General features: G+C 69.4%; 14 protein-coding genes. 1 reads left to right on the forward strand and 13 read right to left on the reverse strand.

From position 1 onward, the window contains the following. Window positions 1-23: 23 nt before the first annotated feature. The 3 genes from HNQ61_RS21700 to HNQ61_RS21710 all read right to left on the reverse strand — a co-directional run bounded on the left by HNQ61_RS21700 (window position 24) and on the right by HNQ61_RS21710 (window position 3,640). The gene (locus HNQ61_RS21700) at window positions 24-410 is read right to left on the reverse strand and encodes a holo-ACP synthase (protein WP_170035491.1); all 387 of its coding nucleotides are present in this window, start codon (window positions 408-410) and stop codon (window positions 24-26) included. A 981-nt stretch (window positions 411-1,391) separates the two neighbouring features. Then, window positions 1,392-2,447 carry a C40 family peptidase gene (locus HNQ61_RS21705; protein ID WP_170035490.1) on the reverse strand — a complete coding sequence of 352 codons (1,056 nt, stop codon included), beginning with the start codon at window positions 2,445-2,447 and terminating at the stop codon, window positions 1,392-1,394. Then, complete coding sequence (locus HNQ61_RS21710; RefSeq protein WP_170035489.1) at window positions 2,444-3,640, reverse strand: aminotransferase class V-fold PLP-dependent enzyme; 1,197 nt, start codon at window positions 3,638-3,640, stop codon at window positions 2,444-2,446. Before HNQ61_RS21710 ends, HNQ61_RS21705 begins: the two co-directional genes overlap by 4 nt. A gap of 94 nt (window positions 3,641-3,734) precedes the next feature. Here HNQ61_RS21710 and HNQ61_RS21715 point away from each other — a divergent pair, with 94 nt between their 5' ends. Further along, window positions 3,735-4,379, forward strand: a complete 645-nt coding sequence (locus HNQ61_RS21715; RefSeq protein ID WP_170035488.1) for a regulatory protein RecX — start codon at window positions 3,735-3,737, stop codon at window positions 4,377-4,379. A gap of 60 nt (window positions 4,380-4,439) precedes the next feature. Here HNQ61_RS21715 and HNQ61_RS21720 read toward each other — a convergent pair whose 3' ends face one another. The 10 genes from HNQ61_RS21720 to HNQ61_RS21765 all read right to left on the reverse strand — a co-directional run bounded on the left by HNQ61_RS21720 (window position 4,440) and on the right by HNQ61_RS21765 (window position 19,211). After that, entirely contained in the window at window positions 4,440-5,279 is an 840-nt protein-coding gene (locus HNQ61_RS21720) for an energy transducer TonB (protein WP_170035487.1), read from the reverse strand. A 390-nt stretch (window positions 5,280-5,669) separates the two neighbouring features. Then, entirely contained in the window at window positions 5,670-8,372 is a 2,703-nt protein-coding gene (locus HNQ61_RS21725) for a DUF5916 domain-containing protein (RefSeq protein ID WP_170035486.1), read from the reverse strand. 471 nt (window positions 8,373-8,843) lie between these two features. Then, window positions 8,844-9,596 carry an SDR family oxidoreductase gene (locus HNQ61_RS21730; protein WP_170035484.1) on the reverse strand — a complete coding sequence of 251 codons (753 nt, stop codon included), beginning with the start codon at window positions 9,594-9,596 and terminating at the stop codon, window positions 8,844-8,846. Window positions 9,597-9,959: 363 nt separating this feature from the next. Beyond that, a complete protein-coding gene (locus HNQ61_RS21735) occupies window positions 9,960-11,852 on the reverse strand; it encodes a KUP/HAK/KT family potassium transporter (RefSeq protein WP_205761639.1) in 1,893 nt (630 codons plus the stop codon). A 60-nt stretch (window positions 11,853-11,912) separates the two neighbouring features. Next, window positions 11,913-13,808 (reverse strand): KUP/HAK/KT family potassium transporter, encoded by a 1,896-nt coding sequence (locus HNQ61_RS21740; RefSeq protein ID WP_205761637.1) that lies wholly within the window; start codon window positions 13,806-13,808, stop codon window positions 11,913-11,915. A gap of 248 nt (window positions 13,809-14,056) precedes the next feature. Then, a complete protein-coding gene (gene recA, locus HNQ61_RS21745) occupies window positions 14,057-15,097 on the reverse strand; it encodes a recombinase RecA (RefSeq protein ID WP_170035483.1) in 1,041 nt (346 codons plus the stop codon). Between the two features lie 156 nt (window positions 15,098-15,253). Further along, window positions 15,254-16,306: a threonine aldolase family protein gene (locus tag HNQ61_RS21750; protein WP_205761635.1), complete on the reverse strand. Its 1,053-nt coding sequence runs from the start codon at window positions 16,304-16,306 to the stop codon at window positions 15,254-15,256. Window positions 16,307-16,948: 642 nt separating this feature from the next. Continuing rightward, window positions 16,949-17,182, reverse strand: coding sequence for a hypothetical protein (locus HNQ61_RS21755; RefSeq protein ID WP_170035481.1), 234 nt, complete (start codon window positions 17,180-17,182; stop codon window positions 16,949-16,951). Beyond that, a complete protein-coding gene (hisA, locus tag HNQ61_RS21760) occupies window positions 17,179-17,916 on the reverse strand; it encodes a 1-(5-phosphoribosyl)-5-[(5-phosphoribosylamino)methylideneamino]imidazole-4-carboxamide isomerase (RefSeq protein ID WP_170035479.1) in 738 nt (245 codons plus the stop codon). The genes HNQ61_RS21755 and hisA overlap by 4 nt, the downstream gene beginning before the upstream one ends. Beyond that, on the reverse strand, window positions 17,916-19,211 hold the full coding sequence (locus HNQ61_RS21765; protein ID WP_170035477.1) for a M23 family metallopeptidase: 1,296 nt from the start codon (window positions 19,209-19,211) through the stop codon (window positions 17,916-17,918). Before HNQ61_RS21765 ends, hisA begins: the two co-directional genes overlap by 1 nt. Between the last annotated feature and the right edge of the window lie 39 nt (window positions 19,212-19,250).

Raw genomic sequence — 19,250 nt, forward strand, 5'->3', positions numbered from 1 at the left:
GTGGCCGCCGCACGGGAACGCTGTCAACCGGCGGCGGACTCCAGCACCACAAAGGCGGCGGCGGTGTCGTCGGTGTGCGTCATGGAAAGATGGATGCGGTCGATTCCCCGCTCCGCGGCCAGTTCCGCCGCACGGCCGCTCAGGCGGATCGAGGGCGCGCCCGACGGGGCCGACACCACCTCCACCTCCGTCCACCGGCCGCCCAGGCCCCATCCGGTGCCCATGGCCTTGAAGAACGCCTCCTTGGCCGCGAACCGCGCCGCGAACGATTCGCCCGGCGACTTGGACGCGTGGCAGCGCTCGGCTTCCGCCGGGGTAAAGAAGCGGCGCAGCGCGGCATCGCCCTTTCGGTGCAGCAGTTCGCGCACACGGGTGATGGAAACCATGTCGGTTCCAATGCCCGCGATCATGGCGCCGGCCTTGCGCGAAGGGGCGCGGACCGGCAACATGGCCCCGCCGCGCCCGGCGCGGCACGGGTCTGGCGAATTGCCGGCGCGCCGCCGGCCGAGCGCGGCTTCACCCCTGTTGAATGACGAGGAGACGTGGCGCGTTCCCCCTGGAAAAGCCGGTTCCGCCTGGGCGCGGTGATTGCCGTGGGTACTGCCGCGGGCATCGCCATGGGGTGGCTGCTGGTCCACCTGCTCATCAAGAACTAGCCTCCACCGTTCGGTTTTCGTGGATGACGGGCGATGGACCTGCATGGTCCGTCGCCCTTTCGCGTTGCGGATGCGCTTCTGCCTGCGGAAACAGGCCGGTGCGCCGGAGGTTCGGATCCAGGCGGCCGCCCATCCCCGGCGCGGCCTCGGGCAGCCGTTTGCTAAGCGGAGTCACTCAACTGACGCGCGGCAGGTGGTGCGTCGGTCAACTCTGCGCGCGGCGGGACAGATCCGCGCCGCCGCACGCTTCTTGGGCATTCGGTCGATGACAAGCAGCCCGCACCGCCGCGATGTATCCGCCGGAACCCCGAAAGGTGTCCCTCCCGAAAAACGCGGATGAACTCAGCGCGAGCGCCGGCCGGCAGTACCGTCCGCCCCTCTCGCTCAGCATCCCGATGCCGCTCCTGAATGCCGCACGCGCCAAGCTCCCCGACCCACCCCGAACCGTCCGGCCCAGTCCGCGCAGGCGGACTTCGTGCCTTTCCAGCGGCGAATTCATTCGCTCCTGGATGGCGGGCGCGGCGAAACCCCTTAGAAGACGTGGGAAGCCTCCCCCAAACTCCTGGATGGCGGACGCGCCAAAACCCTCGACGACGTGCAGAGCCTGCCCCCCAGTCCGCGAAGGCGGACTTTGCGCCGTTGTTGCCGCGACTTCAGTCGCCCCAGCTCACCCGGACAATCCCGCCCTCTCCAACTCTCCCCACCCCACACCGGACCCGCCCGGCGCCCTTCCCCTCACCGCGGCAGAATCCGCCGCGCCCACAGAAAAATCCGCCGCAGTTCCCGCTCGTAGCTCCGCCGCCCTGCCATGTCGTTGCGCCCCACGCCCGCGTTCCCCAACGACGAGTGGATGATCTCCGATCCGCCCAGCGACATCGTCACGTGCGTGCACCGCCCGGGCTGCTCCGCGTAGAACAGCAGGTCACCCGGCAGCAGCTTCTCGAAGTTCTCCCCCGGATCCACCGACTCCCCCGCCCGGCTCTGCTGGTCCGAATCGCGCGGAAGCGTGTGCCCGTGCATGCGGTGCAGCGCCTGCACAAAGCCGGAGCAGTCCACCCCGCCCATCGTGATCCCGCCCCACAGGTACGGCACCCCCAGCCATCGCGGCGCCGTCTCGCAGATCGCCGTGGGATCCGTCGGAAAGCCCAGCTGCCGCGCGCCCAGCGGAATCACCTCGCCGCGGATGTGCCCCGTGCGCCCGTCCGGAAGCCGCGCCAGCCCGCTCCCCAGCCGCGTGATGCGCGCGTTCCACGGCAGCCGCGCCATGATGGCGCCGTCGTCGTCCAGCACCTCGGCACCCAGCGAAATCCACACGTCGCCGTCCACGCCCATCTCCCACGCCCGCGCCCCCGCCTCGTCCATCAGCGCCACGTAGCCGGCGTGAATCCACCCGATGTACCCGTCCGGGCCCTTGCACTGCAGCCACCGCCCCTCGCGGCGGAAAACGACAAGGCGGCTGCCGAGGACCGCCTGAGACACCTGCGTGGAGGCGATCCGCGGCCCGCCCATCATCGGCGCCAGCGCGGCGGAGACCACGGCGTGCACAAGCTCGTCCGGGGCGGCTTCCGGAAGGAGCTGCACCCGGTCCGCCACCTCCGTCCACTGCGTGAGCCCCGCGGCCCGGCGGTGCAGCTCCTCCGCCGCCGCCGGCTCCGAGGTGAAGCCCACGAACACCACGCGGTCGCCGTGCACCTCCACGTCCACCTCGAACACCGCCATGCGCGGGTCCGGCGCGTGGGCGTCGCGCACCTCGTGGACGAGCGTCTTGAGTTCCTCGGGAGAGCCTTTCATCGGGGCAGACATCCGTCCAGAACGTCCATCAAGCGGGCCATGTCTTCCGGCTGGTTGTACAGATGCGGCGCGAGACGGATGGCGCCCTCGCGAACCACGCATCCCACGCGCGCCCGGTTCAGCGCGGTGAACGTGCCGCGCACGTCAAACGGGCGAAAGGAAAAGATCCCCGACCGGCGCTCCGGCCGCAGGTCGCTGGTGATGGGAATCCCACGCCCGTGCAGCCACTCCGCCAGCGGATCGATCAGCGCCGCCACGTGCGCCTGAATGCGCGCGGGGTCCGCCTCCACCACCAGCTGCAGCGACTCCGCCATCCCCGCGTAGTCCTGAAAGGGCTGGGTCGATACCTCAAAGCGGCGCGCCCCCGGCAGCCACTCCATCCCGTACTCCAGCACCTGCTCCAGGTCCGCCGATGCGGTCTGCGACGTCCACCCCACCACCGCGGGCTCCATCCGCTCGATCAGTTCCCGCCGCACGTAAGTGAATCCCGTGCCGAACGGCGAGCACAGCCACTTCTGCGCGCCAATGGCCATCAGGTCGATCCCCGCCGCGCGCACGTCCACCGGCAGCTGGCCCACCGCCTGGATCCCGTCCACCACGAACCATGCGTCGTGCCGGCGGCAGGCGCGGCCCAGCGTTTCCAGGTCCGCGCGCCATCCATCTGTGAACTGCACCGCGGAAACCGCCAGCATCCGCACGTCGCCGCGCGCGATCTCCTCCATCAGCCGCGACTCGTCCGGGTGCCCCTGCGAGTCGGTGGGAACAATGGTGACGGTGATCCCGGCCGCGCGCTCCAGCGCCATCCACGGGTACACGTTGGCGGGAAACTCGCGGTCGCTCACCACGATGCGCGAGCCGCGCTCCATGGGCAGGCAGTGCGCCGCCAGGTTCAGCCCGAAGCTGGTGTTGGGCAGGAGCGCGATCTCGTCCGCGTCCGCGCCCACCAGCGTGGCGGCCAGACGGCGGCAGCGGGCCAGCGTGGGCTCGAAGTCGTCGCCGCGCAGCGCGTGGATGTCGGCGCGGCGCAGCGTGTACGCGTCGATGGCGCGGCGCGCGCGCTCCGGCAGCGGCCCCATGGACGCCGCGTTCAGGTACGGCGACCGGGCGATGTACGGAAACTCGCGGTCGCGCAGCGCCCGAAAGTCGTCGGGCGCGGCGGGCGCGGGGACGGCGGAAGCGGAGTCCAGCGGCAAATTCTCGGTCGATACGGGTTTCGGGAGATGGCCGGCGCAAGCATAATCCCCCGGTCCCCACGCCGACAAGGCCGCGCCGCACCGCAGACGACCGATGAAGATCACCAAGCTGGAACCGCAGAAGCACGCCGCCGAACGGATCAGCCTGTTCATCGATGGCGTGTTCCGGATGGGTCTGGCCCTCGATATCGCCCACGCCGCGCACCTGCACGTGGGCGAGGAGATCACCGAGACGCGCCTGCAGGAGTTGGAGCGCCAGGACCGGGGATGGCAGGCGCGCGAATCCGCCCTCAACCTGCTGGCCGTGCGTCCCCGCAGCGTGGCCGAACTCACCCGCCGCCTGCGGATGAAGGGCTACGAGCCGGAGGTGGCCGCCGAGGTCGTGGAGCGCATGCGGGAACTGGGGATGATGGACGACGCGGCATTCGCGGGAATGCTCGTCCGCGACCGCCTGCGCCTGCGCCCCCAGGGCACGCGCAGGCTGGAGAACGAGCTGCGGGCCAAGGGGGTGGATTCGGAGACGGCCCGCGACGCCATTCGCGAAACGCTGGAAGGCGAAGGAACGGACGACCACGAACTGGCCCTGCGCGCGGCGGAAAAGTGGAAGCCGCGCGCGGGCGAGGAGCCGGACCGGGCGCGGCGGCGGCTGCACGGCTACCTGGCGCGCCGCGGTTTTGGCGGCGAGACGATCCGCGAGGTGATGGACCAGGTGATGCCGCGGGACGGATACGACGGATAACGAGTGGGCCCGCCGCGATGCTCCGCGGCGGGCCCTGTTGTCTTCCGTCGATGTACGTCCTCAGACGGAAACCGTGATTTCCGTTTCCGCCTCCACCGGGCGATTGGTATCCAGGTTCACCGCGGGGCGAAAGACCAGCTCGCTGGCCCAGCGCCGAACCCGGTCGTCGTAGCCGCGGTTTCCCGTGCTGGTCACCAGCCGCGCGTTCTTTACCCGCCCGCGCACGTCCACCAGCAGGCGGATGGCCACGTCCTGGCTGGCCACACCGCGCGGGCGGTCGGGCGGAATCAGCAGCAGGTCCGTTTCGGGAAGCTTGATGCGGCTGCCGCCGCCCGTGCCCGGCCCGTTGCCGGACCCGATTCCTCCACCGCTTCCCCCGCCCGATCCGCCGCCGGAGCCCGGTCCCACGCCGGGGCCGTCTCCCGGCCCCTGCCCCGTGCCCTGTCCGCCACCGGTGCCCGCCCCCGTCCCCGCGCCCACGGCGGGAGCGGGTGCGCGCGGCGCCGCGGGGGCCGGCGCTGCGGGACGCGGCTGCTCGGGCTTGGGCTGCTCCACCGGCGGAGTCGGAACCGGCGGCGGCGTGGGCTCGGGCGGAATCAGCGCGTCGACTTCCGGCACCACCACGGGCGGAGCCTGCGTGGCGGGCGCGGCCGGAGGCGCGATGTCGATGTACGATACCAGTTCTTCGCCGCCGCTTCCCCCGCCGCCACCGCCGCCGCCCGCGTCGGGAAAGCGCAGGTCCGGCCCGTCGCCCGGAGGCGCGATGGCCAGCAGAGCGGTTGCCCGGCTGAGCCAGATGAAGAGCACGAGCAGCAGCACGTGCGCCACCCCGGCGGCGGCCGCCGCCTGAAGCTGCCCGCGCCTGCTGGGTTTCTTTTGCCCCCCCGCGTACTCAAACACCCGGTCCTCGCTCCTGTCCAGTGCCCGCGCAGACTGCGACGTAGTTCCTCTGATACCGCGCAACGGGCGGCGATGATCCCGGATACGCAAAGAGGCCGGCCAAAGTTGCGCCGAGCCTCGCCCGCGCACGCCGCGGCATCGGCCGAGCTCGCCTCAGGGGAACGCCATCGGTCAGGGGCGGAGATTCAGTCAGTGATCGACCAGACGCCTCCGGCGTCATCCTGAGGGAGCGTGCGCCGCTCTTTCCCTCACGCCGAGTTACGCGCGACCGAAGGATCTACCATCCGCCGAGCCAACGTCGCGACGAGCACGGCCCACGAGGCGACACCATCAAGGACGCAGAAACGCGGGCGCCCCTCGAGGAGAAGCGCCCGCGTTCGGCAGTGCTGGTCAGCGGCCGATCCAGTAGCTGGCCTTGATGACGAACACGTTGTCCGGGCGCTGGCGAAAGATGGCGTTCGCGTCGCGCGAAAGCTCGAAGTCGCCGTACGCCTGCGCACCCGACCGCTGCTGCTGCCACACAAAGAACAGCGTGGAGCCCGGGCGGTACTCCCACCGCACCACGGCGTTGCCGCGCAGGCTGCGGAAGTTGAAGTCCGGGTTGGCGAACGCAAAGTTCGGCGTGGCCTCGGTGCGGTCCGGGTCCAGCGAGTAGCCCACCCGGCGCCCGTCCTGCACGATGGGCGAAATCTGCTGCGCGTCGAACTCCCGCTTGTCCAGCGTGCGCGTGGCGGTGAACTCCTTGAAGCGGTCAAACTCGCCGGTGGCGATGAACGGCTGCGCGAACAGCTCCAGCGTCAGCGTGGGCGAGAACGTCCAGTTCAGCCGCGTGTTCATGGACAGCGTGCGCTGGTGCAGGTCCGAAAACACCGTGCGCTGGCCAAAGAAGTGGTCCGCCGTGGGGTCGGCGAAGTCATCCACGTACTGCTGCGTCGTGTACGAGGCCGAATACGCAGGGCCCAGAGAAAACTGCACGTTGCTGGCGGGTTTTACGCGCATGCTGAGGTCCGCGCTCCAGTTCCATCCGCCGTCCTCGTCGGTGCTGTACCGCGGGCTCGAGCCCAGCACCACCATGCGGCGCGCATCGGTGCTCACGTTCAGCGCCATCAGCAGGCTCGCGGGAGTGCGCACCACGGGGCCGCCGCGTGTAAGCCGGTCGTCGCTGGCCTGCGTGTTGACGATGCTGAACGCGCTCACGTCCCACCAGTTGGCCAGCTGGCCGCCCACGTACGCGTGAAAGTCGCGCCCGGTCAGGTCGCTGTCGAAGTTCACCTGCTGCTGGCTCCCCACGATCACCGCCATGTCGCGGTACAGTTTCGTGGGCCGGTTCCACACCCGCAGCAGGTTGGCGTTGCCCCACACGTAATCCGCCTGCGGCAGGTATCCCAGGTCGTTCGTCTCGTACCCCGGGCTGCGGAAGTCCAGCGCCGCCTCGTACCGCCACGTCCCGGCGTCCTTGGCCACCCGTGTGTATCCGCCAATACCGCGCAGCGAGCGGGCGCCGGTGTCCAGCCGGTCAGAAAACACGCCGTTGGCCCCCGGGTCGCGGTCCGGCCGCTGAAAGTAGCGCGCGGGCGAGTTCTGCAGCCGCAGGATGGCCGCCGAGTCGCCGCCGGCCTCCGACACGACCAGGTTGCCGATCCAGCCGTACGTGCGGTTCTTCCAGTAGACATTCCAGTCCATCCCCACCGCCTCGGCGCGCGAGGGCAGAAACCCGCGCAGGGGCTCGGAATCAAAGCCGCGGATCACCGACGTGCCCAGCGCGCCGATGGTCACGTTGCCGCCGCGCATGTTCTTGCGCAGCCGGCCCACGAAGTAGTTGGTGGCCGGCTCCACCTCTTCCGTAAAGCGGTCGCCTTCCGGGGAAATGGCCAGCGCGCGCTCGCGCCGCGTCACGGCGTCCAGCACACCCACCTGCAGCCCGCCGGGAAGGCGGCCGGTGACCTTGGCCGCGCCCAGGATGTTGCTGCTTTCCGGCGAGCGCGTGAAGGTGGCCGACTGCGTCACGAAGCCCTGCGGCGTCCGCCCGATGCGGCGCGAGTAGAAGGGCTGGATGGTGCTGACGTTGCTGCAGAACTGGCAGCTGAACTCGCCGAAGTCGAACAGCCCGCTTCCTTCCACGAAAAAGGGCCGCTTCTCGGAAAAGAAGACCTCGAACTGCGACAGGTTCACCACCGCGGGGTCCACCTCCACCTGCCCGAAGTCGGGGTTGATGGTGGCGTCCAGCGTAAGCGTGCTGGTGAGCAGCGCCTTTACGTCGCCGCCCACGCGCACGTCGCCGGAGCGGCGGTCCTCGAACGGGCTTCCCGGCTGCAGCGGCTGCACGAACGAGCCGCGCGCCAGCACGTACGGCAGCAGTTCCACGCTGCGGCGGTGGCGCGGCGCCCGCAGCCCCGACACGTGCCCGAACCGGTTGGGCCCGCCCGCCTCGTTCTGCCCCCAGAACGACCACATGTCCCGCTCGTTCTTACGCTCGATGAAGCGCCACACCTGCATGCCCCACGTCTGGTCCGTCCCCGCGGGGTAGCGCAACTGGCTGAACGGAATGCGGAACTCGGCCGTCCACCCCGCGGAGTCCACCCGCGTGGCCACGGTGTAGACGGGGTCCCACGACGGGTCGGCGTACGGCGAGGCCTGTCCGGCGTCGTACTTGACCCCCGACGGGTTCACCTGCAGCACCGTGCGCCCGTTGTGGTCGTGGTAGGTGTCAAAGATCAGCTGCAGGTAGTCGCCTTCCAGCGATTGGTCGCGGCGGCCCAGACGCGTACGCACCCCGGCGGCCCCCGTGGAATCGTACATCCGCGCGCCGATGTACAGCGCCTGGTCGTCGAAGGCCAGGCGGACTTCGGTGCGTTCCGACGCGGGCTGGCCCTCTCTGGGCACCTGCTGCCGGAAGTCCGTGGCGGGCTGCGCGGTGGTCCACACGCCCTCGTTCAGCCGTCCGTCGATGTTGATGGGCTCCTCGCCGCGCACAGCCTGCATCTGCGGCGTGGGCGCGGCGGAGTGCGCCGGCTGCGGCTCCTGCGCCCATGCGGCGGGCGCGCACGCGAGGGCGGCGGCAATACAGGCGGCGGGCAGGCGCCATGCAGACATGAAATACCGTCGTGTTTTGAAGGGATGAGGGCCGTGCGGTCACGCGCCGGGGGCGGGCGCGGAGCCCTGCCCGGCGGGATGCCACCCCCGTGCGGCTGGGGAGCGGTCCGGCCTGATCGCGGGCGTACGGCTTGGATGCTCGCCGGCATCAGAAGGTTTGCGCCCCGTGCAGAACGGATGGCGGCCGCCGCGGGTTTCAGCCACTCTGGTTCGCCGCACCGGCGCGGCGGATCGTCCCGGCCGATGGACGCCAGTCCCCGGTGGATCATCCGGCGGAGCGGCGGCGAAACGGGTGGCGTGCGCGGCGGAACTCCGGACCGCGCGCCGGGCGGCGGAGGGAGAACGCGCCTTTCACGATCAAGTATGATAAAAGAGCGGCTCCGCGGAAAGTGCCGCGGGGCCGCTCTTCATCATCTCATCGACGGCGCTGGACCGAGCCGCCGGTTCTGCATCACGCGCGGCCGGGGCCCGTCACCAGGGAAGCGGGCCGTCCTCGTTGGAAAACGTGCCCGTGGGTCCGTTGGGACCCAGCAGCGCCAGACGCACCGGCTCGCGGGCGGCTTCTTCCACCGAGCGCGTGCCCTGAAAGTCGTTCAGCTCCGTGGACGTGTAGCCCGGGCAGACGGCGTTCACCTTGATGGGCGTGGACTCCAGCTCCATGGCAAAGGCGAGCGTGACCGCGTTGAGCGCCGTCTTGGACGGGCCGTAGCTGGCGCCGCTGGCCCCGCGGTACGGATTGGCCGTATCCGCGTTCATCGCCAGCGACGCGAGTGAGCTGGAGACGTTCACGATGCGCGCGGCGGGCGCCTCGCGCAGAAGCGGGAGCATGGCCTGGGTGACCGCGATCACGCCGAACACGTTGGTCTCGAACACCGAGCGCACCTCGTCCACGGACACCACGCTGGCGCGCCCCGACCCGATGATCTCTTCCAGCGACCGCCCCGGAGCTCCCGCGTGCGAGATCCCCGCGTTGTTTACCAGCACGTCCAGCCGGCCGAACTCGCCGCGGATGCGCTCCGCCGCGGCGGCGATCGAGTCAGCGTTCGTCACGTCGAGCTGAACGGCGCGGGCATCCGCGCCCACGCTCGCCGCCGCCGCCTCGCCCTGCTCCAGCCGGCGCGACCCCACGAGCACGGTGAATCCGTGCCCCGCGAGATCCTTGGCGATCTGAAGGCCGATTCCCTTGTTGGCCCCGGTAACCAGGGCGACAGGCTTGTCCTGCATGGTCGTTCTCCGTCTTCACCCGAATGTGCTGCCGGCGTCACGAACAAAGCCGGCACAAGTGGAACCATACTCCGATTATAACGGAACCCGGTTCCGCTTGCAAGCGGGATGAGTGCCCAAGTCCCAAGTGTTACGATCCGCATGCTGCCGTGCATGTTCCTGATCGCGGTTCGGAACGGACCGGAATATCAGCCACAGCCCGCGAAGGCGGGCTTCGTGTTTTTCGAGGCGCGGTTTCAACCGCCGGACCGGAAGCTCGGGTCGCCGGTGAACTCTCCGTGGCGCTGACGGATCATGTACCGACGACGAAAAAGCGGCCCCGCGGACAGTGCCGCGGGGCCGCTCATCGCTCCACCGGAAGAACTACAGCTCGATCTGGGCGCCGAGCTCCACCACGCGGTTGGGCGGCAGGCCGAAGTAGGCGGTCGCCGGCCGCGCGTTGCGCGACATCACCGAAAACAGCTTTTCTCGCCAGATCGCCATCCCCGGCGTGCGCGAGGCGATGAGCGTTTCGCGGCCCAGGAAGTAGCTGGTGCTCATCGTCTTCAGCGGCAGGTCCGGCCGGTTCACCAGGGCCAGGGCCTGGGGAATGTCGGGATCCTCCTTGAAGCCGTAGCGCAGCCCCACCCGGAACACGCCGTTGCCGATCTCCTTGACCGTCACCCGGTCCCCGGCGTCCACCACCGGGATCTCCTCCGTTTCCACCGTCAGCAGCACCACGCGCTCGTGCAGCACCTTGTTGTGCATCAGGTTGTGCAGCAGCGCGGGGGGCGTGCCGGCCGCGTTGCCGTACATGTACACCGCCGTTCCGGGCACCCGCACATACGTGCTCTCATTCAGATCGGCCATGAACAGGTCGATGGGGAGCACGTTGTGCTGCATGCGGTCCGCCAGAATCTGCCGCCCCTTCTTCCACGTGGTGAACGCGGTGAAGAAGACGGCCGCGATCACCAGCGGAAACCAGCCGCCGTGCGGAATCTTGACCAGGTTGGCGCCCCAGAAGCCCAGGTCCACGAACAGGAACGCCGCCGCCAGCGCCACCACGCGCCACATGCTCCAGCCGAACTTGTCGCGCGCCACGAAGGCGAACAGGATAGTGGTGAACACCATGTCCGTGGTCACCGCCACGCCGTACGCCGCCGCCAGGTTGCTGCTCGTCCGGAACCCGAGAACAAGGCCGATGCACGCCAGCATCAGCAGCCAGTTGATGGAGGGGATGTAGATCTGCCCGATCTGCCGCTCCGACGTGTGCTCGATGCGCAGCCGCGGCAGGTACCCCAGCTGCACCGCCTGCCGCGTGAGGGAAAACGCGCCGCTGATCACCGCCTGCGAGGCGATCACCGTGGCCATGGTCGTCAGTCCCACCAGCGGATACAGCGCCCACTTGGGCGCCATCAGAAAGAACGGGTGCTCGATCGCCTTGGGATCGCCGATGATCAGCGCCCCCTGCCCGAAGTAGTTCAGAAACAGGCAGGGAAGGACGATGAAGAACCAGGTGACCTGAATGGGCTTCTTGCCGAAGTGCCCCATGTCGGCGTACAGCGCTTCGCCGCCCGTCACCACCAGGAACACGGAACCGAGAACCAGAAAGCCCGGCCACCCGTTGCGGATGAAGAACTCCGCGCCGTGCACCGGGTTCAGCGCCAGAAACACCTCCGGCCGGCGCACCACCTGGTTCAGCCCCAGCGCGCCCAGCGTGGCGAACCACAGCAGCGTCACCGGCCCGAACACCCGCCCGATCCCCGCCGTGCCGCGCGACTGCACCGCGAACAATCCCACCAGAATGGTGATGGTGATGGGCAGGATGTACGGGCGAAAGAGCGGCGTGGCCACCTCCAGCCCCTCCACCGCGCTCAGCACGGAGATGGCCGGCGTGATCATGCTGTCGCCGTACAGCAGCGACGCGCCGAACAGCCCCACCAGCACCAGCGTCCACCGCCGGCTCCCCACCCGCATGCGCCGGGGCGGCGCCACCAGCGCCGTCAGCGCGATCATCCCGCCCTCGCCGCGGTTGTCCGCCCGCATCACGAAGAGCAGGTACTTGATGGAGATGACGATGACCAGCGCCCAGAAGATCAGCGACAGCACGCCCAGCACGTTGTCGCGCGAGGGCGACAGGCCGTAGTGCTCGCCCAGCGCCTCGCGGATGGCGTAGATGGGACTGGTGCCGATGTCGCCGTACACCACGCCCAGCGCGGTGAGCGCCAGCACGTAGAAGTACCGCCCGGAGGGCTCGGGATGATGGCTCTCGGACACGCGGTCCAGGGATGATGGGTGGGGCGGCGGGAAGGTCCCGCCGCCGGTGACGCCTGCGGGCTACAGCCGGATCTGCGCGCCCAGCTCCACCACCCGGTTGGGCGGCAGGCCGAAGAAGGCGGTCGCGGGCCGCGCGTTGCGCGACATGAGCGCAAACAGCTGCTCCCGCCACTTGGCCATCCCCGGCTCGCTGCTGGGAATGAGCGTTTCGCGGCCCAGAAAGTACGTGGTGCGGCCGGGGCTCAGATCCAGCCCGTCCACCTTGATCGTGGCCAGCGCGGCGGGAATGTCGGGCTCCTCCATGAAGCCGTACCGCAGCGTGATGCGGTAGAAGCCGTGCCCCAGCTCCTGCACCACCGTGCGCTCCCCGCCCTGCAGGTGCGGTACCTCTTCCGTCATCACCGCCAGAAACACGGTGTGCTGGTGCAGCACCTGGTAGTGCTTCAGGCTGTGCAGCAGCGCGGGAGGCGTGCCGTTGGGGTTGCCGTACATGAACACGGCCGTTCCGCGCACCCGGTGCGGCGGGTTGTTCCCCACGTCCGCCAGAAACATGTCCACCGGAAGCGTGCTGGAGGCCATGCGCTCCGCCAGAATGCCGCGCCCCGTCTTCCACGTCGTCATCAGCCCAAAGATCAGCGCGCCCACCACAAGGGGAAACCAGCCCCCGTGCGGAATCTTGACCAGGTTGGCGCCCAGGAAGGCGAAGTCGATGGTCAGGAACACCGCCGTGAACGACCACGACGCCAGCCGCGGCCACTTCCACTTTTCCCGCTCCACCGTAAACAGCAGCAGCGTGGTCACCACCATGGTCGTGGTCACCGCCACGCCGTACGCGGCCGCCACGTGCGTGCTGTCGCGAAAGCCAAGGACGAGGCCGATGCACGAAATCATCAGCACCCAGTTGATGGCGGGAATGTAGATCTGCCCCCGCTCGCGGGACGAGGTGTGCTCGATCTGCACCCGCGGCATGTACCCCAGCTGTACCGCCTGCATGGTCAGGCTGAACGCCCCCGTGATCAGTGCCTGCGACGCGATCACCGCCGCCATCGTGGCGATCACCACCACCGGGTACAGCGCCCACGGCGGCACCATGCGGTAGAACGGGTTGTCCACCGCGGCCGGGTTGTGAATCAGCAGCGCGCCCTGCCCGAAGTAGTTCAGCAGCAGCGCGGGAAGCACCACCCAGTACCACGCCAGCTTGATGGGCTTGCGCCCGAAGTGCCCCATGTCGGCGTACAGCGCCTCGCCGCCGGTCACGCACAGGAACACGGAGCCCAGCACCAGAAAGCCGTTCCATCCGTTGTGGATGAAGAAGCGCGCGCCGTACAGCGGGTTCATGGCCCACAGCACGCTGAAGTCGCGCACCAGGTTCATCACCCCGAGGACGGCGATGATGACGAACCACAGCAGCGTCACCGGGCCGAAGATGCGGCCCACGCCCCCGGTGCCGTACTTCTGCACCCAGAACAGGCCGATCAGGATGGCGATGGTGATGGGGATGATGTAGGGCGAAAAGAAGGGCGTAGCCACCTCCAGCCCCTCCACTGCGCTCAGCACCGAGATGACGGGGGTGATCATCCCGTCGCCGTACAGCAGCGCCGTGCCGAACAGCCCCAGCATGATGAGCACCCAGCGGCTGTTCTTCTTGAGCGCGCCCACCGGCGTCACCAGCGAGGTGAGCGCCAGAATGCCCCCCTCGCCGCGGTTGTCGGCCCGCAGCACGAAGATGGCGTACTTGATGGAGATGACCAGCAGCAGCGCCCAGAAGATGAGCGAAAGCACGCCCAGCACGTTGTCGCGCGTGGGGTGAAGCCCGTGCGTGTGGTGAAAGGATTCGCGGACCGTGTAGAGTACACTGGTTCCGATGTCGCCGTAGACGACGCCCAGCGCGGAAAGGGAGAGCAGCGCCAGGTAGCGCCCCTTGGGCTCGGCGTGTCCGTGCTCGTTTGCGCTCACAACCGGATTCCGTGGTCAGTGGCGGCGGCGCCGGGCGACAGATCGCCCGTGCGCCCCGCGCAACCCGCGGGTGCATGTGCAACCGCGGTGCCGGACGTCAGTACAACGCGGCGAGCGACAAGGTCGGGGTCGCGGCGGGGCGCGTCAACGGATGCGGCCCGCGCCGCGGGTTCGGCCGAGGCGGGCCGCGGAACGCGAAAGGCCCCTTCCGCGGTGGAAGGGGCCTTGTTGCGCCGTGGCGCGGTACGTCAGTCGTCGCTCTCGGGGGCGGCGGCGGCGATGCCGTTCATCCCCAGTACTTCCTTGACCTGCACCTCGATGGCCGCGGCCACCTGCGGGTTTTCCTGCAGAAAGGCCTTGGCGTTCTCGCGCCCCTGCCCCAGCCGCACGTCGCCGTACGAGAACCAGGCGCCGGACTTGTTGATCACGTCCTGCTCCACCGCCAGGTCCACGATGATGCCGTAGTGGTCGATGCCCACGTTGAACATGATGTCGAAGTCCGCCTGCTTGAAGGGCGGCGCCACCTTGTTCTTGACGACCTTGACGCGCGTCTTGTTGCCCGTGAGCACGTCGCGGTCCTTGATGCTGCCGATGCGGCGGATGTCCAGCCGCAGCGAGGCGTAGAACTTGAGCGCCCGGCCGCCGGTCGTCGTTTCCGGGCTGCCGAACATCACGCCGATCTTTTCACGGATCTGGTTGGTGAAGATGACCGTGGTCTGCGTGCGGTTGATGGCTCCGGTCAGCTTGCGCAGCGCCTGGCTCATCAGGCGTGCCTGCAGGCCTACGTGGCTGTCGCCCATTTCGCCTTCGATTTCCGCCCGGGGCACCAGCGCCGCCACGGAGTCGATGACGATGACGTCCACCGCGTTGGAGCGCACCAGCACTTCGGCGATCTCCAGCCCCTGCTCACCCGTGTCCGGCTGCGACACCAGCAGGTTGTCGACGTCCACGCCCAGCTTGCGCGCGTACTCGATGTCCAGCGCGTGCTCCGCGTCGATGAACGCGGCCACGCCGCCGATCTTCTGCGCGTTGGCGATCACGTGAAGGCAGAGCGTCGTCTTGCCGGACGACTCCGGGCCGTAGATCTCGGTCACGCGGCCGCGCGGAATGCCGCCCACGCCGATGCAGGCGTCAAGGTTGATGGCGCCCGTGGGGATGGCGGCCACCTGCACCTTGGGCCCGTTGACGCCCATCCGCATGATGGAGCCCTTGCCGTACGCCTTTTCGATCTGGCCGATGGCGACGTTCAGGGCCTTCTTCTTGTCATCCGCGACTTCGACAAATGCCATGGGAATTCCTCAGAGATAGCGTGTTCAGAAGCCGCGAACGGCTGTGCGGACAATACACCGGGCCGGGAGGTGCGTTCCCGAAGATAAGGCGAAAGTTTACACGAAAGCGAAGCGGCGCACAAGGGTTTTGTTCGCGCCGTGGACACGCTTTCCGGGTCAGCCCCGCGCGGCCTCCACAACCTCGCGCAAGGCTTGGGCGGCGCGGCGGATTCCGTCGTCGCCCACGTCCATGTGCAGCACGGAGCGCAGCCGACGCGGCCCGAACTGCGTCATCAGAATGCCGCGCTCCGCCAGCGCGGCCAGGAGGGCGGCCGGCTGCAGCGCCGCGTCTTCCAGGTCCAGCATGACGATGTTGGTGTCCGGCACGGCGGCCTGAATCCCGTCCACCGCGCCCGCGGCCTGTGCCAGTTCCCGCGCGCGGCGGTGATCCTGGGCGAGCAGCGGAAAGTTGTGCTCCAGCGCGTACAGCCCGGCCGCCGCCAGGATGCCGGCCTGCCGCATTCCCCCGCCCAGCCGCCGGCGCAGGCGCCAGGCGCGCTGCATGGTTTCCGCGTCGCCGCCCAGGATGGAACCCACGGGCGCGCCCAGCCCCTTGGAAAGCGCGAACATCACCGTGTCTGCCTCCGCCGCCCAGGCGGACATGGGCGTGCCGGTCGCCACGGAGGCGTTCGGCAGGCGCGCGCCGTCCAGGTGCACGCGCACGCCCCGCTCACGCGCCACGTCGCGCACCGCGCGCATCCGCTCCAGCGGCAGAATGCGCCCGCCCGCGCTGTTGTGGGTGTTTTCCACGCACACCAGCGAGGTCTGCGGCAGGTACGGCGTGTCCGGGCGGATGGCCTCAGCCACCAGGTCCGGGTCCAGCAGGCCGTCCGGCGTCTGCACCGCGCGCAGCTGCACGCCGCCCCACGCCGCCGCCGCGCCCTCTTCGTAGTTCAGGATGTGGCCACCCGCGTCGATCACGGCCTCTGTTCCCGGCTGGGCCCACACCAGCACGCCCGCCGTGTTGGCCATGATGCCGCTGGGAAAGAACAGGGCGGCCTCCTTGCCCAGCAGCTGCGCCGCAGCCCGCTCCAGCGCCGCCACCGTGGGGTCGTCGCCCAGCACCGCGTCGCCCACCTCGGCTTCGGCGATGGCGCGGCGCATTTCGGGCGAGGGGCGCGTCACCGTGTCGGAACGCAGATCTACCATGTCGCGAGCGGATTCGGGCATCGTTCATCCTTCAGGGAATCGTGGGAGGCGGAAAGATCCCCATCCGCCGACGCTCCGGCAAGGGACGCGCGCGTGCCCTCCATCCTCTTCCATCCCGGCGGGGCACCCCTCCAGCCAAGTCACGTCCATCCCCCCACCGAATACTCATGGAAGCTTCTCTCCTCCATTCCTGGGTTGATCTGCCCGTCCTGACATGGCGCCGTCATTCCGCGCTGATTACCGCGGGTTGCCGCAGATTACCGCATGCGCTCCCGGTTTTCCTGCGGAAATCAGCATTCCCGGAAGAGTTGCGCGGCGGAATTGCTCCCCAATCTCCGCATCACATCTCAATTTTTTCGCTTGCCCCAATTATCGCGGATTACCGCAGAACCCTTTATGAGCGACTCGCGGAAGGAGCGCGCGGCGTGTTCACTTTCAATACATACAGACCCGAAAGGCTCCGAACAAGGGCATTCGGGTGTCTGGCGAAAGATCGTGTCGCAGGTGGAAAATCAGGCGCGATCACAACGGGCCAGCCACGTGGCAACAAGATTTTTCGACCGGATGGCGGGACGCGCGTTCGTGTCCGGTTTGGGATGGACGAAACACGGAAAGCGCGCCTCCCGACGGGAGGCGCGCTGGAGATCCGCAGTATCCGGACGATCAGTTGGTGTCGGCGACTTCGGCCTTGAGGCCCAGATCGGTGAGCATGGAGACGAGATCGTACGCGGCGAACTCGTCATCCAGATCGATCTCCACCCGCTCGCCGGCGCGCACCTGCTCGAACATGCGCATGGCCTCGGGATGCGTGAGGCCGGTGTAGTTCTGCAGCACGTTCACGACCGCGTGGCCGCTGGCCCGCCCGCGTGAGCCGGTGAGCACCTCGCGCGACATCATCGCGCGGCCCGCAGCGCCTCGCCCACGTCCACCGCGCCCTCGTAGATGGCGCGGCCCATGATGGCGCCGGAAATTCCGCGTCCCTCGCGCGCCGCCGCCGCGCAGGCGCGTACGTCGTCGATCCCGCGCATGCCGCCGGAAACGATCACTTCCGCACCGGCGTGCGCGGCCAGCTCGGCGGACAGGTCCAGGTTGGGCCCCATCATCATCCCGTCCCGCTCGATGTCGGTGTGGATGATCGTCCGCACGCCATATTCGACGAGCGTGCGGGCCAGGTCGAACAGGTCCGTCCCGCTTTCCTCCACCCAGCCGCGCGCCGCGGGACGCCTGCCGCGCGCGTCCAGGCCGACGGCGATGCGGTCCGCGCCCCAGCGGGCGACGGCCGTGCGCACCAGCTCCGGGTTCTCGATCGCGGCCGTGCCGATGACGGCGCGCGCGGCGCCGGCCTCCAGCACTTCCTCCAGGTCCGCTTCCGTCCGCAGTCCCCCGCCGGTCTGCACGCGAACACCGGCGGTGGCGGCAAGCGAACGGATCAGCGCGCGGTTGCTCCCGTCCCCGAAGGCGGCGTCCAGGTCCACGACGTGAATCCACTCCGCGCCCGCCGCGGCGAACCCCGCGGCGACGGCGGCGGGATCGTCGCCGTAGACCGTTTCCCGCTCCGCCATCCCCTTTTCCAGCCGCACGCAGCGGCCCCGGCGCAGGTCGATGGCCGGGTACAGCGCAAATTCCGCCATCAGCCGCGGTCGCCCGTGCGGGCGCTGTCGCGCTTGGCGAGGCGCGGGCCGGAGACGCGCTCCAGGGCGGCCGTGCGCAGGTCGCGCGCGGCGCGGAAGCGGCCCCTGGCGCCGCCCGGGATGGGCGCGCCGGTCAGGTAGCGGATGGACGACGGATCGACGGGGCGGCCGTCCATGTGGAACTCGTAGTGCAGGTGCGGCCCGGTGCTGAGCCCCGTGGTGCCCACGAAGCCGATCAGCTGGCCCTGGCGCACGCGGACGCCGGGACGGATGCCGGGCGCGAAGCCGCGCATGTGGCCGTAGCGGCTGCCGTATCCCCGCTGGTGGCGGATTTCCACAAGGTTGCCGTATCCGCCCGCCCACCCGGCGCGCGCGATCACCCCGTCGCCCACGGCGCGGACCGGCGTGCCCATGGAGGCCGCGTAGTCGATGCCCTGGTGCGCGCGCACGCGGCGCAGGATGGGGTGAAAGCGGCCGCTGGTAAAGACGCTGCTGATGCGGCGGAACTCCAGCGGCGCCCGCAGGAACGCGCGCTTGAGCGACTCGCCGTCGCCGTCGTAGAACTCGTCCAGCCCGTCCACGGTGAAGCGGTAGGCGTCGTGCGCGCGGCCGTCGATGTCGAACTGCACGGCCAGGATGCGCGACGAGCGCGCGCTGCCGTCCGGGCGCACCATCCGCTCGTACAGGATGCGAAAGGTGTCGCCCACCTTGAGGTCGCGCGAAAAGTCGATCTGCCAGGGAAACACGCTGTCCGCCAGCAGGTCCGCCACGCGCTGCCGCTCGCCGCGGGGCACGTCGCCCTCGCCGTCCATCAGCGCCTGATACAGCGACCGGCGCACGCTTCCCGCCAGCACCGTGGTATCCGTGTGGACCGCGACCTCTTCCACCCGCGCGTTCCATCCCGCGCCCGCGGGGCGCAGCGAAAGGCGGCGGTCCGCGTCCAGCCGCGTGCTGACGGCGCGCACGGCGCCGGTGCGCGTGGAACGGCGGTACTCCACCACCAGCCCGGGGCGCACGGTACGCGGGTCCTGCACCTGGGACAGCTGCTCCAGCAGCGCGCGGGTGGCCGTCAGGTCCAGCTTGGTGCGGTCCAGAAGCTCCGAAAGCGTTTCGCCGCGGCGCAGCGTGTCGGCAAAGGCAAGCTCCGCGGGGCGGGCCTGCGCCGCCGGAAGCCACGCCGGCGGTGCCTCCATCTGCTGTTCGGCGGCGCGGAGAGTGGCCAGGCGCTGAACGCCGAGCGCCGCGCCCAGCGCGCAGAGCGCGCCGGCGGCGATGATGCGGGCGGGACGAGACATCCGTCTTCCTGCTTGGGGGTTGCAATCCTGTCCGGCCGG

It is taken from the genome of Longimicrobium terrae (assembly GCF_014202995.1).
Taxonomy (GTDB): Bacteria; Gemmatimonadota; Gemmatimonadetes; order Longimicrobiales; family Longimicrobiaceae; genus Longimicrobium; species Longimicrobium terrae.

Bases quoted from the DNA above. Each gene is read 5' to 3' on its own strand.
- recA (WP_170035483.1), bottom strand. From the start codon at position 15,097: ATGGCATTTGTCGAAGTCGCGGATGACAAGAAGAAGGCCCTGAACGTC.
- HNQ61_RS21765 (WP_170035477.1), bottom strand. From the start codon at position 19,211: ATGTCTCGTCCCGCCCGCATCATCGCCGCCGGCGCGCTCTGCGCGCTG.
- hisA (WP_170035479.1), bottom strand. From the start codon at position 17,916: ATGGCGGAATTTGCGCTGTACCCGGCCATCGACCTGCGCCGGGGCCGC.
- HNQ61_RS21705 (WP_170035490.1), bottom strand. From the start codon at position 2,447: ATGAAAGGCTCTCCCGAGGAACTCAAGACGCTCGTCCACGAGGTGCGC.
- HNQ61_RS21730 (WP_170035484.1), bottom strand. From the start codon at position 9,596: ATGCAGGACAAGCCTGTCGCCCTGGTTACCGGGGCCAACAAGGGAATC.
- HNQ61_RS21755 (WP_170035481.1), bottom strand. From the start codon at position 17,182: ATGATGTCGCGCGAGGTGCTCACCGGCTCACGCGGGCGGGCCAGCGGC.
- HNQ61_RS21715 (WP_170035488.1), top strand. From the start codon at position 3,735: ATGAAGATCACCAAGCTGGAACCGCAGAAGCACGCCGCCGAACGGATC.
- HNQ61_RS21725 (WP_170035486.1), bottom strand. From the start codon at position 8,372: ATGTCTGCATGGCGCCTGCCCGCCGCCTGTATTGCCGCCGCCCTCGCG.
- HNQ61_RS21700 (WP_170035491.1), bottom strand. From the start codon at position 410: ATGATCGCGGGCATTGGAACCGACATGGTTTCCATCACCCGTGTGCGC.
- HNQ61_RS21750 (WP_205761635.1), bottom strand. From the start codon at position 16,306: ATGCCCGAATCCGCTCGCGACATGGTAGATCTGCGTTCCGACACGGTG.